The sequence below is a fragment of the Azotobacter chroococcum genome, from assembly GCF_004339665.1.
Classification (GTDB): Bacteria; Pseudomonadota; Gammaproteobacteria; order Pseudomonadales; family Pseudomonadaceae; genus Azotobacter; species Azotobacter chroococcum.
Genome location: NZ_SMMU01000009.1, coordinates 93,315 through 108,825 on the forward strand (window position 1 = coordinate 93,315; position 15,511 = coordinate 108,825).

Annotated in this window: 16 protein-coding genes; 3 read left to right on the forward strand and 13 right to left on the reverse strand. The window is 68.9% G+C overall.

Annotated elements, in window-relative coordinates; genetic code table 11:
• Window positions 1-7: 7 nt before the first annotated feature.
• The 13 genes from EV691_RS10210 to EV691_RS10270 form a co-directional block, all read right to left on the reverse strand.
• Window positions 8-502: a Dps family protein gene (locus tag EV691_RS10210; protein WP_039804617.1), complete on the reverse strand. Its 495-nt coding sequence runs from the start codon at window positions 500-502 to the stop codon at window positions 8-10.
• 37 nt (window positions 503-539) lie between these two features.
• A complete protein-coding gene (locus tag EV691_RS10215) occupies window positions 540-1,979 on the reverse strand; it encodes a catalase (protein ID WP_131302923.1) in 1,440 nt (479 codons plus the stop codon).
• 147 nt (window positions 1,980-2,126) lie between these two features.
• On the reverse strand, window positions 2,127-3,242 hold the full coding sequence (locus tag EV691_RS10220) for a glutaredoxin family protein (RefSeq protein WP_131302921.1): 1,116 nt from the start codon (window positions 3,240-3,242) through the stop codon (window positions 2,127-2,129).
• Between the two features lie 12 nt (window positions 3,243-3,254).
• A complete protein-coding gene (locus EV691_RS10225; protein ID WP_131302919.1) occupies window positions 3,255-3,815 on the reverse strand; it encodes a hypothetical protein in 561 nt (186 codons plus the stop codon).
• Between the two features lie 28 nt (window positions 3,816-3,843).
• A complete protein-coding gene (locus EV691_RS10230) occupies window positions 3,844-4,068 on the reverse strand; it encodes a FeoC-like transcriptional regulator (protein ID WP_131302917.1) in 225 nt (74 codons plus the stop codon).
• A gap of 10 nt (window positions 4,069-4,078) precedes the next feature.
• Window positions 4,079-6,421 carry a Fe(2+) transporter permease subunit FeoB gene (gene feoB / locus EV691_RS10235; protein WP_131302915.1) on the reverse strand — a complete coding sequence of 781 codons (2,343 nt, stop codon included), beginning with the start codon at window positions 6,419-6,421 and terminating at the stop codon, window positions 4,079-4,081.
• On the reverse strand, window positions 6,418-6,645 hold the full coding sequence (locus EV691_RS10240) for a FeoA family protein (RefSeq protein WP_131302913.1): 228 nt from the start codon (window positions 6,643-6,645) through the stop codon (window positions 6,418-6,420). The genes feoB and EV691_RS10240 overlap by 4 nt, the downstream gene beginning before the upstream one ends.
• A gap of 27 nt (window positions 6,646-6,672) precedes the next feature.
• On the reverse strand, window positions 6,673-8,823 hold the full coding sequence (locus tag EV691_RS10245) for a heavy metal translocating P-type ATPase (RefSeq protein ID WP_131302911.1): 2,151 nt from the start codon (window positions 8,821-8,823) through the stop codon (window positions 6,673-6,675).
• Window positions 8,823-9,407: a YtxH domain-containing protein gene (locus EV691_RS23885; protein ID WP_242672693.1), complete on the reverse strand. Its 585-nt coding sequence runs from the start codon at window positions 9,405-9,407 to the stop codon at window positions 8,823-8,825. Before EV691_RS23885 ends, EV691_RS10245 begins: the two co-directional genes overlap by 1 nt.
• Window positions 9,391-9,747, reverse strand: a complete 357-nt coding sequence (locus EV691_RS10255; RefSeq protein WP_131302909.1) for a hypothetical protein — start codon at window positions 9,745-9,747, stop codon at window positions 9,391-9,393. Before EV691_RS10255 ends, EV691_RS23885 begins: the two co-directional genes overlap by 17 nt.
• Window positions 9,744-10,058, reverse strand: coding sequence for a hypothetical protein (locus tag EV691_RS10260; protein WP_242672692.1), 315 nt, complete (start codon window positions 10,056-10,058; stop codon window positions 9,744-9,746). The genes EV691_RS10255 and EV691_RS10260 overlap by 4 nt, the downstream gene beginning before the upstream one ends.
• A gap of 1 nt (window position 10,059) precedes the next feature.
• A complete protein-coding gene (locus EV691_RS10265) occupies window positions 10,060-10,743 on the reverse strand; it encodes a ferritin-like domain-containing protein (RefSeq protein ID WP_131302907.1) in 684 nt (227 codons plus the stop codon).
• Window positions 10,730-11,068, reverse strand: coding sequence for an HMA2 domain-containing protein (locus EV691_RS10270; RefSeq protein ID WP_039804638.1), 339 nt, complete (start codon window positions 11,066-11,068; stop codon window positions 10,730-10,732). The genes EV691_RS10265 and EV691_RS10270 overlap by 14 nt, the downstream gene beginning before the upstream one ends.
• Window positions 11,069-11,443: 375 nt before the next feature.
• Here EV691_RS10270 and EV691_RS10275 point away from each other — a divergent pair, with 375 nt between their 5' ends.
• The 3 genes from EV691_RS10275 to EV691_RS10285 all read left to right on the forward strand — a co-directional run bounded on the left by EV691_RS10275 (window position 11,444) and on the right by EV691_RS10285 (window position 15,401).
• Complete coding sequence (locus EV691_RS10275) at window positions 11,444-11,968, forward strand: sigma-70 family RNA polymerase sigma factor (RefSeq protein WP_039804640.1); 525 nt, start codon at window positions 11,444-11,446, stop codon at window positions 11,966-11,968.
• The gene (locus EV691_RS10280) at window positions 11,965-12,918 is read left to right on the forward strand and encodes a FecR domain-containing protein (protein WP_131302906.1); all 954 of its coding nucleotides are present in this window, start codon (window positions 11,965-11,967) and stop codon (window positions 12,916-12,918) included. Before EV691_RS10275 ends, EV691_RS10280 begins: the two co-directional genes overlap by 4 nt.
• Window positions 12,919-12,998: 80 nt before the next feature.
• Window positions 12,999-15,401, forward strand: coding sequence for a TonB-dependent siderophore receptor (locus EV691_RS10285; RefSeq protein WP_131302904.1), 2,403 nt, complete (start codon window positions 12,999-13,001; stop codon window positions 15,399-15,401).
• The last annotated feature ends 110 nt before the right edge of the window (window positions 15,402-15,511 follow it).

The following is a 15,511-nucleotide window of genomic DNA, read 5'->3' on the forward strand; positions in this document are numbered from 1 at the left end:
GGACTCCCTACTCCTCCAGAAGACTGCGCAGCATCCAGGCGGTCTTCTCGTGCACTTCCAGGCGCTGGGTGAGCAGATCGGCCGTCGGCTGGTCGCCGGCCTTGTCGACCACCGGGAACAGCTTGCGGGCGGTGCGGGCGGTCGCCTCCTGGGCGGAAACCAGATAACGGACCATCTCGCCGGCCTTTGGCACCCCCTTCACCTCCTCGATGGAGGCCAGCTTGGCGAACTCCCTGTAGGTGCCCGGCGCCGGAAAGCCCAGCGCGCGGATGCGTTCGGCGATCAGGTCGAGGGCGGCCCATTGCTCGGTGTACTGGGTCATGAACATCTGGTGCAGCGTGTTGAACTGCGGGCCGGTCACGTTCCAGTGGAAGTTGTGGGTCATCAGATAGAGCGTGTAGCTGTCGGCGAGCAGTGCCGACAGGCCATCGGCGATCTTTTCGCGATCCGCGGCATCGATGCCTATATCGATGGCGGGAGTCCTGCCTTTGCGGTTTTCCATGGGAACCCTCCTCTCGAAGAAACGATGTTTCCGACGCTCAGTCGAGCCCCAGCGCCCTGGCCACCCCCGCGCCGTAGGCCGGGTCGGCCTTGCCGCAGTTGGCGACATGGCGCCGCTTGACCTCCTCCGGCGCCTCGCCCAGGGCGCGGGCGGTGTTCTCGAACAGCACCTGTTGCTGCTGGGGCGTCATCAGGCGGAACAGCGCGCCGGGCTGCGAGTAGTAGTCGTCGTCATCCTCGCGGAAGTTCCAGTGATCCGCCGAACCCGCCAGCGCCAGCGGCGGCTCGCGGAAGTCGGGCTGTTCCCGCCATTCGCCATAGCCGTTCGGCTCGTAGCCGAGGGTGCTGCCGAAATTGCCCTCGACGCGCATGGCGCCGTCGCGGTGATAGCTGTGCACCGGGCAGCGCGGGGCGTTGACCGGGATATGGGCATGATTGACGCCGAGCCGGTAGCGCTGGGCGTCGCCATAGGAGAACAGCCGGCCCTGCAGCATCTTGTCCGGCGAAAAGCCGATCCCCGGCACGACGTTGGCCGGATTGAAGGCGGCCTGCTCCACTTCGGCGAAGTAGTTGTCCGGGTTGCGGTTCAGCTCGAGGATGCCGACCTCCTGCAGCGGGTAGTCCTTGTGCGGCCAGATCTTGGTCAGGTCGAAGGGGTGGTACGGCACCCTGGCGGCGTCCTGCTCCGGCATGATCTGCACGCAGAACTGCCATTTCGGGAAATCGCCGCCCTCGATGGCCTCGTAGAGGTCGCGCTGGTGGGTTTCCCGGCATTTGCCGATGGCCGCCTCCGCCTCGGCGTCGCTCAGGTTGCGGATGCCCTGCATGCACTTGAGGTGGAACTTCACCCAGTAGCGCTCGTTTTGGGCGTTGATGAAGCTGTAGGTATGGCTGCCGAAACCGTGCATGTGCCGGTAGCTCGCCGGGATGCCGCGGTCGCTCATGACGATGGTGATCTGGTGCAGCGCCTCGGGCAGCAGGGTCCAGAAATCCCAGTTGTTTTTCGCGCTGCGCAGGTTGGTGCGCGGGTCGCGCTTCACCGCGTGGTTGAGGTCGGGAAACTTGAGCGGATCGCGCAGGAAGAACACCGGGGTGTTGTTGCCGACCAGGTCCCAGTTGCCCTCCTCGGTGTAGAGCTTGACCGCGAAGCCGCGGATGTCGCGCTCGGCGTCGGCGGCGCCGCGTTCGCCGGCCACGGTGGAGAAGCGCACGAACAGCTCGGTCTGCTTGCCCACTGCGGAAAACAGCTTCGCCCGGGTGTAGCGGCTGATGTCCTGGGTGACGGTGAAGGTGCCATAGGCGCCCGAGCCCTTGGCGTGCATGCGCCGCTCGGGAATCACCTCGCGGTCGAAGTGGGCCAGCTTCTCCAGGAACCAGACGTCCTGCAGCAGTTGCGGACCGCGCGGGCCGGCGGTCATGACGTTCTGGTTGTCGACGACGGGGCAGCCCGCCGCCGTGGTGAGCTTTTTCTCGGTCATGCCGGTTTTCCTTCCTTTTCCCATCCAAGAAAAACGAGGTGTCTGGGGCCGCCTCGATTCCCGGACCAGGTGGAAGGCCTTCCCCTTCGGAAAAAGAGTAGTCCTGAAACATGAAAGCGTCGCCGGGAGCGACGGGAAGGCCCCGCCCTACCCCAGCCATCCGGGCCGCAGCAGCATGACCCCGCCCAGGGCCAGCATGACCGCCCCGCTCAGCAGCTTGAGCCAGCGCCCCGCCCGCTCCGACAGCCGGCGCCCGCAGAGGGCGAGCAGCGCGCCGGCCACCATCAGCAGGTCGTCCGCCAGGTAGCCCAGGACATACAGGCCCAGGTAGGCGTAGTGGAGCGCCGGAGACAGTCCCTGGCGGGCGAGGATCGCCGTGTAGAGCGCCGGGAAGCCGGCGGTGCAGAGCAGCTCGACGACGTTCACCAGCACCGCCAGCACGGCGACGCCGGCGAGCGCGGGCAGCAGCCGCCCGGCCTGCAGGATGGCGCGCAGGCGGGCATAGAGCCCAGGCTTGGCCGCGGCCGGTATCGACAGCGCGAAATCGCCGCCCGGACGCAGGCCGTCCCGGAGGTTGAGCGCGCCGATCAGCAGGGCCAGGCCGCCGAGCAGCCGGGTCAGCGTCGTGGAGACGCCGAGCAGCAGGAACAGGTTGAGCCAGGCGGCCAGGAAGGCGTAATAGACCGCGCCGCCGGTCAGCACGAAGGTACCGGCGACCAGCGCCATGCGCCGGCGGTCGTGCAGGCGCACCAGGAGCGAGAGAAGAAACAGCAGCAGCCACATCGCGCAGGGGTTGAAGCCATCGAGCAGGCCGAGGGCCAGGGTAAACAGCGGCAGCCCCAGGCGCTCCACGCTGAGGCAGCCGAACAGCCCGGTCTCGAGCGCATCGCTGGGCGCCGCCTGGCGGTCGAGCAGCGCGACCAGCTCGGCACCGCTGCGTCCGGCGCTGTCGAAGCCAACCAGTACCCGCTCGTCGATCACGAAGGTCGGCACGCTCGGCGGCCAGACGCCGGCCTGGCGGGAAATCCGCAGCAGATCCTCCCGCGCCGCGGCATCCCGGTCTACCGGGCGCAGGACGATGCGCAGCTCGGGGCGCCCGGCGGCCAGCTCGGCGAGAAAGGCCTTGGCCGCGCTGCAATGCGGGCAGCCGTCGCGCACGAACACCTCGATGGTCTGCGTCCCGCCCTGTTCCGGCGGCACGGCGAGCGCCGAAGGCAGGCCTGCGAGCAGGAACAGCAGCACCAGCCTGCATGGCAGCGACATGCCGGGCCTCGCTCAAGGCCCTTCGAGCCGCCCGACGCAGCCGGCGGCGATGGCGATCAGTTCGCGGGCCAGCTCGCGGGCGCCCGGCCATTCATCCGACGCCGGCTCCGGCAGATAGATTTCCAGGCCCAGATAGAGAAAGGCCGGGTTGTGCCATACCTGCGGCGGGATGATGGTCCGCGCATGGAGGTCGGCGCCCTCGTCGCCAAGGGGCACCACGCGGACTTCCACGCCGGCCAGCTGCTCGGCGCCGGCCACGGCCGTGCGCAGACAGGCGCACAGTGCCGGGTCGGCGCAGATCAGGTCGGCGCCGAGCTGCGGGTCGGCGCCGCTGTGCAGATCGACGAGCAGCCGGTGATGATTCAGCACATGAGGCAGCAGCTGCAGGTACAGCGCCCGGTGCAGGGTCTCGTACTGGAAACGCCGCGCGGCGGGCGGCGGCTGCCCGGAAAGCCCCTCGGGGATCTCCAGCACCGCCACCTGCGCCGGGTCCACGCCGCCGGCCACGGCCTGGCCGAAGGCCAGTTCCTCGCGGTGGATGCCGATCACCAGCAGCGTGGGGGGGATATCCATCGGTTGCCTCCGCGGCGCTCAGGCGGTGTCAGTCGCCGATCCACTCGTAAAGCGCGAGCGTGGCCGGATCGCACTGGCAGCAGGCGGTGCCGCAGGTGGAGCCGGCTGGCAGGCGACGCACGCGGCCCTTGCGCGCCAGGCTGGCGAGCATGGCCTCGACCGCCTCCGGCGTGCTGCCGGTGGTCGTCGCCAGATCGCGCAGGCTGGCCCGACCATGCTGGCGAAGGTACTGGCCGATCTCCGCGAGGATCATGGCTTCTCCCTCAGGCCCGCTGGGCAACGGCCGCCGCAGCGGCTTCGCGCCCGGCGAAACGGCGCATGGCATACAGCGCCAGGCCGAAGCCGGTCAGCAACGCACCGATCCAGGCCAGCGAGGACAGCGGGTGCCGCGTCAAGGTCGCCGCCTGATAGAACAGGGTCGACACGCCATAGGCCAGCCCGGTGGTCCAGAGCGCCACGAACAGCGTCCAGTGCGGGCCGGACTCCTGGTAGACCGTCGCGGTTGCCGAGGTGCAGGGCATGTAGAGCAGGATGAACAGCAGGTAGGCGAAGGCGCCGGCACGCCCGTCGAAGCGGCTCGCCATGGCGCCGAAGATGCTGCTGGTCCGGGCCTGATCCGCCTCCGGCAGGCTCTGGCTCTGCGCCTCGATGCCGGCGACATCCCGGCGCCAGGAAGTGCTGCCCGGCAGCAGCTTGAGCCAGCCGTCGAACAGCGCGGCGAGGTTGGCGGGGATGGTCGCGAAGGCGGCGGCGATGCCGGCGCCCAGGGCGAGGGGTGACCTCTCGCCGGCATCCTGCGAGCCTGCCGCCAGGGACGCATAGGCGGCGTTCAGGGTGCCCACTATCGCCTCCTTGGCCAGCACGCCGGTGAAGATGCCGACCACCGCCGGCCAGTTGTCCTCGTCCAGCCCCAGCGGCGCGAAGGCCGGTGCGACGCCGCGGCCCACGGCGGCCAGCACCGAGCGGTCGCTGTTCTCATTGCTGTAACTGCCGTCGGTGCCCACTGCATTGAGCACGTTCACCACCAGCACCATGGGCACGATCACCCGCCCGGCGCGGAAGATGAAGCGTTTCAGGCGCTCCCAGGCATGGATCAGCACACCCCGCACGGTCGGCACATGGTAGGGCGGCAACTCCATGATGAAGGGCGTGGCCTCGCCCTGCAGCAGGGTGTTCTTCAACACCAGCCCGGTCAGCACCGCCACCGCAATGCCGATCAGGTACAGGCCGAACACCACGTTCTGTGCACCCTCGGGGAAGAAGGCCGCGGCCAGCAGCACATAGACCGGCAGGCGGGCACCGCAGGACATGAAGTGCGCCATGGCGATGGTCATCAGGCGGTCGCGGCGGTGTTCCAGGGTGCGGGTCGCCATGATCGCCGGCACCGTGCAGCCGAAGCCGACCAAAAGCGGCACGAAGGACTTGCCCGGCAGGCCGATCCAACGCATGAAGCGGTCCATCACGAAGGCGGCCCGGGCCATATAGCCGGAATCCTCCAGCAGCGACAGGGACAGGAACAGAAAGCCGATTATCGGAATGAAGGAGGCCACCACCCGCAGGCCGCCGCCGACGCCCTGCGCCAGCAGCAGCTCCAGCCAACCCGGTGCGCCGAGACTGGCCAGCAGCGCACCCAGACCGTCGACCAGCAGCACCCCGACGAGCTGCTCGAAGAAATCGATGAAGGCGCCGCCGAGGTTGATGGTGAGCATGAACATCAGATACATCATCGCCAGGAAGATCGGGATGCCGAGGGCGCGGTTGAGCACCACGCGGTCTATGCGCTCGGTGAGGTCGCGCCCGACCCGGCCGCCGATGCCGACCACCTCGCCGGCCAGGCGGTTGGCCAGCCCGTAGCGGGCATCGGCCACCTGGATGTCGAGGTCCTCGCCCAGCTTCGCGGCGAGCGCCTGCGCCTGCCCGCTCAGCGCACTGCCGGCGGTCTGCCGGGCAAGATCGTCGCCCTCCAGCAGGCGCACCGCCAGCCAGCGCGCCGAGGTGCCGGCATGGGCGGCGGTCGCCGCCAGCTGCGGTGCCAGGGCAGCGATCGCCTCCTCCAGCGCCGCCTCGTAGGCGACCTCGGCGGTCGCGCCACGGCGTTCGGCGACGGCCTCGGCGATGGCCACCTTGAGCGTTTCGATGCCCTCGCCCTCGGAGGCGACCACCGGCACCACCGGGCAGCCCAGGCGCTCGGCCAGCGCCCTGGCGTCCAGCGTCATGCCCCGGGCCTCGGCCACGTCGACCATGTTGAGCACTACCAGCAGCGGCACGCGCATCTCGACGAGCTGGCTGGTCAGATAGAGGTTACGCTCGAGATTGGCGGCATCGACGATGTTGATCACCAGATCGGCCTCGCTGCCGTGGACATAATCACGGGCGAGCTTCTCGTCGAGGGAGACCTCCTGATCGGTCACATCCAGCGAATAGGTGCCCGGCAGGTCCACGACCTCGAAGCGCAGCCCGCGAAAAGCGTACTCGCCGCTCTTGCGCTCGACGGTCACCCCCGGCCAGTTGCCGACCCGCTGGTGCGAGCCGGTCAGGGCATTGAACAGCGTGGTCTTGCCGCAGTTGGGATTGCCGACCAGGGCGATCCGGTAAAGGTCCTTCATAGCCGCTCCACCGAGAGCGCGTCGGCCTCGTCACGGCGCAGCGACAGCGCGAAGCCGCGCACGCGGATCTCCACCGGATCGCCCATCGGCGCCACCCGGGTGATGCTGATTTCCGCACCCGGCGTGAGGCCCATCGACAGCAGCTTGCGGCGGTAGGCGCCGCCGCCCTCGGCGAAGCCGAGGACCCTGGCGCGCTCGCCAACGTGTAGATCCCTGAGCAGCATGGCAAACCTCCCTGTTTCGGTTGTCGGTCAGTGGCCCGTGGTGGAGCGTTTTGCGGTGCGGCGCTTCGTCCGGGTCCCGTTCTGGCGCGGCAGGCCGGCGCCGGCCAATGCGCGCAGGAGGATGGCGATGGTGCTGCCGTTGTGCAGCATCGAGGCGGCCACCGGGGTCAGCAGGCCAAAGGCCGCCGCGCCGAGGATGCTGGTGTTGAGGCCGGCGGTGAGCTTGAAGTTGCCGTCGATCAGCCGGCGGGTGGCCAGCGCCAGCGCCCGGGCATCGGCGACCCGGGAGAAGTCGTCCTCCAGCAGGGTGATGTCGGAGGCCAGGCGGGCGATGTCGGCGCCGTGGTGCATGGCGATGCCGACCAGGGCGCCGGTCAGGGCCGGCGCGTCGTTCACCCCGTCGCCGACGAAGGCGATGCGCGCGCCCTCGGCGGCGAGCTGCTGCAGCACCTCGGCCTTCTGCTCCGGCAGCAGGCCGGCGCGGAACTCGTCGAGGCCCAGCTCCGCGGACAGCGCGCCGGCGCGCTCCGGCTGGTCGCCGGTGAGCATCAGGATGCGCCGGACGCCGAGTTCGCGCAGCCGCGCCACGGTGTCGGCGGCGTTGTCGCGCACGCTCTCGGTCAGCGCCAGGACGCCGATCAGTTCGCCGCCGAAGCCGATGTAGAGCAGGATCTTGCCTTCGGCGTGCAGGCGCTCGATCACCTCGGCATGGGCCGCGGTGGAGATGCCCTCGTCGTCCTCGATGAAGTGCCGCGAACCGACCACGATGCGCCGGCCGTCGATCATGCTCGCCACGCCATGGGCGACGACGAACTGCACGGCCTGGTGGTCGAAGTGGTGCGGATGGTCGAGGCGGTGGGCCGCCGCCACCACCGCCTCGGCGACCGGGTGGACGTAGTGCTCCTCGACCGAGGCGGCCAGGTTGGTCAGGTCCTCGGAAGTGTAGGCGGCGCTGAAAGCGATCGAGTCGGTCACCTTGAGCATGCCGGTGGTCAGGGTGCCGGTCTTGTCGAAGACGAAGGTATCGGCGCGGGCCAGACGCTCCAGCGCCTTGGCGCTCTTGATCAGGATCGCCGACTGGCCGGCGCGGTACATCGCTGCCTTGAAGGCCACCGGGGTGGCCAGCTTCAAGGCGCAGGAATAGTCGGCCTGCAGCACCGCCGCGACGCGCTGCCCGTCGGAGGTCAACAGCCAGGTGGCGCCGGCCAGGCCGAGCACCATCGGCACCAGGCGGTCGGCCAGGCGCGCCGCTTCGAGCTGGGTCTCGCTCTTCACCGACAGCGACTGTTCGACGAATTCGGCGATCCGCGCGGCGGCGGCCTGGCGGCCGACCCGCTCGGCGTAGATGCGCAGGCGGCCCTCCTCGACCAGAGTCGCCGACAGCACCCGGTCGCCGCGCCGGCGTACCACCGGCACGCCCTCGCCGGTCATGGTCGCCTCGTTGACCAGCGCCTCGCCGCCGAGCACGGTGCCATCCACCGGAATCACCGTGCCGGTGGCGGCGATCACGCTGTCGCCGACCTGCAGCTCGGCGGCGTCGATGAGCGTCTCGACACCGTTGCGCTCGACCCACACCTCGCCGCCCGGCGGGTGCAGCAGATGCTTGAGCATTTCATCGGAACGGCGCTCGATGGACTCCTCGAGGTACTCGCCGAGGGCCAGCAGGAAGGAGGTGGTGTTGGCGGCGAGGTAATCGCTGCGGCTGATGGAGATACCCACGGCGAGGGCTTCCAGCACATGGGAGGTGATGCCCCGCTCGAGGAAGTCGTCGACCGCCTCGCCGAGCAGCGGCACCGCGGCGCCGAAGGCGACCGGTGCCTGCAGGGTCGGCTGCAGGCTGCGGGTGGCCAACAGGGTGGCGCCGCTCAGGGCCACCGCCCCCAGGCGCGCGGCCTCGCTGTGCCGGTGGTTGGCGGCCGGCAGCGGCAGGCCCGACGGCGACAGGGCGAGGATGGCGGCGGCGAGGCTGTCGGAGTCGGTGACCTCCGGCTCGAACTCCACCACCAGCGAGCGCGCCGCCGGATTGGCGCGCGCCTGCAGCACGCCCTTGAGGGTCCTGACCTCGTGCTCGATGCTGTGCGCATCGAGCGGTGTGCCCGCGCGGCAGCGGTAGCGGAAGCGCACCCGACCGGGTGTCCGGTGCAGCGACTGCAGCCGGACGAACCAGGTACCGTCCATCAGGTATCTCCGTGACGCTCGGTGGCGACCTCGGCCTTGATGTCGGCCATCTGCTCCTTCATCTCCTCGAAACCGCCGGCGATGCCGGCATAGAGCTTCATGCCGGCCTTGATCAGCTTGCCGCGCAGTTCCTCGTCGGCCAGCACCCAGGCCGCGGTGGCGCCGAGCACCGCACCGAGCAGGAACTGCTCGGCATTGCCCGAACGCAGGAAGGCCGGCATGCCCTGCAGCAGGCCGTCGTCGAACAGGCCGGCACCGGGAAAGCCACCCGGAGCGCCCCCGCCATACCCATAGCCATAGCCCTGGTGCTTCAGCGAATGATGGAAGGCGGCGCCCGCCGGGTCGTAACCGTAGCCGTAGCCGTGGTGGTGCGCATGCGGATGCGGCCCGCCGCCATAGCCTCCGTAGCCGCCATAGCCGCCCTGCGGGGGAATTCCGGCACCGTAGTCCGGCCCCATGCCGTATTCCGGCCCGCCGCCATAGGGCGGAGCGGCGGCGTCCGGCGGCGGGTAGCCGTAGCCCATACCGCCAGGCCCAAGGCAGCCGCGCTGCATCTTCTTCTGCTGCTTATTCTTCTTGGCCATGCCGTTTCTCCTTGTCGAGCCGAGTCGTATCGCGCAGCAGCTGCTCGATCAGCAGCACGCCACCGGCGCCGACCACGGTGGCCACCAGCGCGCTGGAGTAGTCGCCCTGATGGACGGCCGTCGCAGCACGGGACCCGGCGGCGAAGGCCGTGCCGCCCTGCAGGGCCTGGCGCAGCACCCGCCGGAGCTGGACCGGCGAGGTCGCACGGGGCTCGCCCTGGAATGCCGAGAGGCAGGCGGTGGCGACGAAAGCACGGGTGAACTCGCTGCTCAGGGGGAGCGGCGGATAAGGCGGAAAAACCGCCTGGCCATAGCCATAGCCGCGGAGCGGATATCTCATGACGCCCGTCCCTCCGTGCCTGCGGGCTTGCCGGGCGTCACCGGCTCGGCGGCGGCCCGCGCCATGGCTGCCTCCGCCTCGCTGAGGTGCGGGCCTTCGCTGGCGGGGGCCCCGGGCTCGGCCGGTTTTTCGGCAAGGCGGGCGCGGGCCTTGGCCGAAGCGCTCTCGATCGCCTCCAGACTGGAGACGGTGGCGCTGCGCAGGCCGCCCTGGGCCTTTTCCAGGCCCTCCTGGGTCTTGTCGCTCCTTAACAGCTTGAGGATCACGGCTCCCGTCACTATGCCGACGGCAAAGGGAATGATATGGAACATTTCAGTCCTCCTTTCGATTTCGACCTGGCCGGTTCTTCAACAGGTAGATCCCTGCTCCGCCTGCCACCAGGCCGGCCAGCATGGCGGGATGGCTGTGACGCAAGAGGGGGCTGAAAATACCGAGCGGGCCGGCATGGGCGAGCGCCCGCTCCATGAAGTCGGAGAACGGCCCGTGGCGCACGTAGGCCGCCTCCGGCGGTATGCCCCGGGCCGCGTGGTAGCGCTCCTGGGCCATGGCATCCGCCACCGCTTGGCGAAAGGCCGGCAGATGCCGCTCCCGCGAGGCCGCCTGCAGGTTCAGGAACACCCGGCGTGCCTCCGGCTCGCCGACCTCGCCGAGCAGGTAGTCGTACAGGCGGATATTGGCGATCTCGCCGGCGACGGCCCGCTCGCAGTTGACCAGCCAGCTGGGCGCGACCGACGTTTCCTGCGGAAAGGGATTCAGCGGACGGGGAATGCCGAAGCGCTGGCATAGGTTCGAGAGCGCGGCGATGTGCCGTTCCTCCGAACGCAGGATATTGGCGAAGGGCGGACGCGGGCCGAAGGCCTCGACGACGCCGGCATAGAAGGCGTGGGCGGCGTATTCGTCGTAGAGCGCGATGCGCACCGCCTGGTGCAGGATGGGAAAGGGAGCGGCGGGATCGATACTCTGACTGCGCAGAATCGGCTCGTCATAGTTTCTCATGCATGATCTCCCGATAGATCTCACGCAGAATCTGCTCGAGGGTGGCTGCGGCAGGCGACTCGACCCCGGCCAGGAAGTCGCTCCAGGCCTCGGCCGGAATCACTTGCGGGTCGTATTCCACGGAGCACGAACGGGCCAGCACATTGACCCGCACCGAATGGACGCCCGGCGTGCGATCGAGAATAGACTGGAATTGCCGGGCCTGCCGGCTGCGTCCGGCGAGCGACTCGTAGCCGGCGACCAGCTTGAGGCGGATGCGCCCGTGGATGTGGTGGGCGATGCGGATGTGCACGAGGTAGCCGCGCAGTTCGTCGAAGGCGGGCATCTGGACACCTCCTCCAAGGAAATTCGAATGGGCTGGCGGGGATGCACTCCCCCACCGTTCGCCGCCCGAGTACCGGGCGTGCATGCCGAGTCAATCCATGGAGCGGCCGGCCGACCTGTCCTGGCGCCGATCAAAAGCTATGGCAGCATTGTGCGAAGCTGTCAAAATGCGAGCAGATCGCATTTCGTTCCCGGCGTTTCCCGCCCCATCGCATCCGTGCCGGCAGCAGCCGGACAAGTCCGCACTCGGCGTCCTTTCCCTGCGCAGTCGACCGTCCATCCGGCCATGGCGCATCCGTCCGCATCCGGCGCTTGCCCGGCCCGGCCCTTTTGTTAATGATATTGTTTATCATTAGCAGACTATCGACCCGATCCGATGACCGCCTCCCTGCCACTGCCCTCCGCGCTGCGCCTCCAGGTCCTCCATCGCCTGTTCGGCGAGCATCACGGCTGGCTGCTCGGGCGCTTGCGCGCCCGGCTCGGCTGCGCCCACGACGCCGCCGACATCGCCTCGGAAACCTTCACCCAGGTCGTCGCCCTGGAGGACCCCGGCGCCATCCGCGAGCCGCGCGCCCTGCTGACCACCATCGCCAAACGCCTGGTCTATGCCAGCTGGCGCCGCCGCGACCTGGAGCGCGCCTATCTGGAGGCCCTGGCGCAGCAGCCGGAGGCCGTCCAGCCGTCTGCCGAGGAAACCGTCCTGGTCCTGGAGGCCCTGACGGCCATCGACCAGCTGCTCGACGGACTTTCCCCGAAGGCCCGCGCGGCCTTTCTCTACAGCCAGCTGGAAGGCCTGACCTACGCCGAGATCGCCACGCGCCTGGGGGTGTCCGTCACCCGCGTGCACCAGTACGTGGTCAAGGGGCTGACCACCTGCTACCTGGCACTGGAGCCGGCATGAATCCCGCCCGCCTGTCGCCCGAGGAAATCGCCGCCATCGAATGGCTGGCCCAGCAACGCTCCGGCCGGATGAGCGCTGCCGAGCGGCAGCGCTTCGAACGCTGGCTCGCCGAAAGCGAACGGCATCGCGGCGCCTGGGAGCGCCTGCAGCGACGGCTGGACAGCGCCTTCGCCGGCGTCGCCGAACAGCCTGCCGACCTTGCCCGAAACACCCTGCTGAGCGCCGGAACCAGCCGGCGCCAGGCCCTGCGCGGGGCTCTCGTGCTGGCCGGTCTCGGGCTCGGCGGCCTCGGGCTGACGCGCCCCGGCATGCCGCTGGACGGCCTGGTCGCCGACCTGAGCACCGCCACGGGCGAGCGCCGGCGCTTCGTCCTGACCGACGGCAGCAGCGTGCTGCTCAACGCGCAAAGCCGTGTCGACGTCGATTTCGGCGGCGGGCGGCGGCGCCTGCAGCTGCGGCGCGGCGCCCTGCTCGCCGAGGTGACGGCCGATGCCCGGCGGCCATTCGTGGTCGAAACCCCCTTCGGTCACGTGCAGGCGCTGGGAACGCGCTTCAGCGTCGCGCTCGGCGAACGGGACGCCACGGTCTGGGTGCAGGCAGCGCAGGTCCGTCTGGAAACCCGCTCCGGCAACAGCCTGGTACTGGCGACCGACGAAGGCGCCCGTTTCGACCGGGACGTCTGCCAGCGCCTGGAGGGGCAGCGCAAGAACGAGTTCGCCTGGCAGGACGGCTGGCTGGAACTCCACGACCGTCCTCTGGACGTGCTGATCGCCGCCCTGCGCCCCTATCACCCGGGTCACCTGCGCCTTTCCCCGGCCGCCGCCGCCCTGCGCATTTCGGGTCTGTTTCCGCTGGACGACAGCGAGCACGTGCTGGCTTCGCTCGAGGAAATCCTGCCCCTGCGCATCCAGCGCTACCTGGGCTGGTGGACGACCATCGAACACAGCTGATTTTTTTTCGCACGCCCCCTGAAAATTCCAGGGCCTCGTTGCACATGAACGGTATTCCTTGCCTGTTCAGCGGAGCCGTCATGTCTCGCCGTTTGTCCTTTCCCCTGTCGCCGGTATCCCTGTCGTTGCTGCTGGCCTGCCTCGCCCCGCCGGTTCTGGCCGAGAGCCCAGCCGCCACGCAGCAGCGAACCCTGGCCTTCGACGTGCTGGCCGGCCCCCTGGAAAACAGCCTGACCGCCATCGCCCGACAGAGCGCGCGCGGCATTCTCTTCGATCCGGCGCTGGTGCGCGGGGAGCAGGCCGAGGCCCTGCACGGGGATTTCACCGTCGAGCAGGCCATCGAGCGGCTGCTGCAGGGGCGGAACCTGCGGTTGCGCGTCACGGAAAGCGGCGCCCTGAACATCGAGGCGCTGCCCGGCAGCGGCAGCGCCCTGGAACTCTCGTCCCTTCTGGTGAGCGACTCCTGGCAGGAGGACGCCCGGGGTCCGGCCTACGGCCTGGTGGCCAGCCGCAGCGCCACGGCGACCAAGACGGACACGGCCCTGCGCGAAACGCCCCAGGCCATCTCGGTGATCACCCGCGAGGAGATGCAGACCCGCCGGCACGACAGCCTCGCCGACACGCTGCAGTACACCTCCGGCGTGGTCACCCAGCCGAACGGCTACAGCCGCGTGGCGGACGACTATCGCCTGCGCGGCTTCGACATCGGTCCGCGCACCGGCGGCGTGCTGCGCGACGGTCTGAAGCTGCAGAGTTCCCAGTTCGAGGGCGGCCAGGAGCCTTACGGACTGGAGCGGGTCGAGGTGCTCAAGGGCGCCTCCTCGGTGCTCTACGGCCAGCTGTCTCCCGGCGGCCTGGTGAATACCGTGAGCAAACGTCCCACCGACGATCCGCTGCACGAAATCAACGTCGAATACGGCAACTACCAGCGCCGCCAGATCTCCACCGACCACGGCGGTCCGCTCGACGAGTCGGGACGCTTCACCTACCGGCTGACCGCCCTCTGGCGCGACAGCGAAACGCAGTACACCTCGATCGACGACGACAGGCGTTTCTTCGCCCCGGCCCTCACCTGGCACATCGACGACGATACCCGCCTGACCCTGCTCGCCACCTATCAGGAAACCCGCACGACCCTGACCCCGGCGATGAACTACAACGTCACCAAATACAGCGCGACGCCCGGCCGCAAGATCCCCTACGACCTGTTCGCCGGCGAGCCGAGCTTCGACGACTACTCGGGCGACATGGGCACCCTCGGCTACCTCTTCGAGCACCGGCTCGACGACGGCCTCGAACTGCGCCACGCCCTGCGCTATTTCCATTCCGAAAGCGACTACGACTACATCAGCCTGAACGGCAGCCGGATCACCGGCGCGGATCGCTCCACGCTGACCCGCAGCTACAACTCGCGCGAGGACATCGCCACCGGCTGGGCCAGCGACAGCAGCCTGCAATGGTCGTTCGACAGCGGCCGCTGGGAGCACACCCTGCTCGCCGGCCTCGACTACTACTACAAGACCTACGACAGCCATCGCTGGAGCGGCAATGCGCCCTCGCTGGATCTGGCCAACCCAACGTACGGCAACCTGCCCACGGTCAATACCGCCATCGACCGCGGCTCCGACCTGCACAGCCGGCAGGCAGGCTTCTACCTGCAGGAACAGGCCAAGTTCGCCGAACGCTGGGTCTTCGTGCTCGGCCTGCGCCAGGACTGGGCCAGCAGCCACACCCGCAACTACCGCGACCGGAGCCGCAGCACCAAGAGCGACCAGGAGCTGTCCGGCCGCATCGGCATGGTCTACCTCGCCGACAACGGCCTGGCGCCCTACATCAGCTACAGCCAGTCGTTCCTGCCCACCGACGGCGTCGACAGCGAAGGCCGCAGCTTCGAACCCACCGAGGGCGAACAGTATGAGATCGGCCTGCGCTACCAGCCGCCCGGCCGCGACCTGATGCTCAGCGCCGCCGTCTACCGGCTGACCCAGGAGAATGTGGTCAGCTCGATTCCCGGCTCCGACTTCGACGAGCAGACCGGCAAGGAGCGCAGCAAGGGCCTCGAACTGGAACTCAAGGCCGGCCTGACGCCGCAGTTGAACCTGAGCGCCTCCTACGCCTATACCGATGCCCACATCATCGCCGACAACGATCCCGTGCTCGAAGGCTCGCGCATCGAGGGCATCCCCTATCACAGCGCGTCCCTGTGGCTGGACTATCGTCTGGCCAGGTTCGGCCTGCCGAACCTGAAGATCGGCGCCGGCGCCCGCTACAACGGCACCACGCGCACCTCGGCGAGCGTCAGCGACCGCAACATTCCGGCCTATACCCTGGTCGATGCGCTGCTCAGCTACGACCTCGACGCCCATTGGCAGATGACCGCCAAGGTGCAGAACCTGACCAACAAGCGCTACCTGTACTGCGCCAACGCCTGCCGCTACGGCGACGAACGCACGGCCATCGGCACGCTCAGCTATCGCTGGTAGGACCCCGCACGCGCATTCGGAGAAAGGAAAGGGTTGATCGGAGGGCCGGTCAGCGCCATGTCTGGAGAGTTCCCATGGCCTGCCGGCCTTTGCCCGTGGCCGAAGCCAGA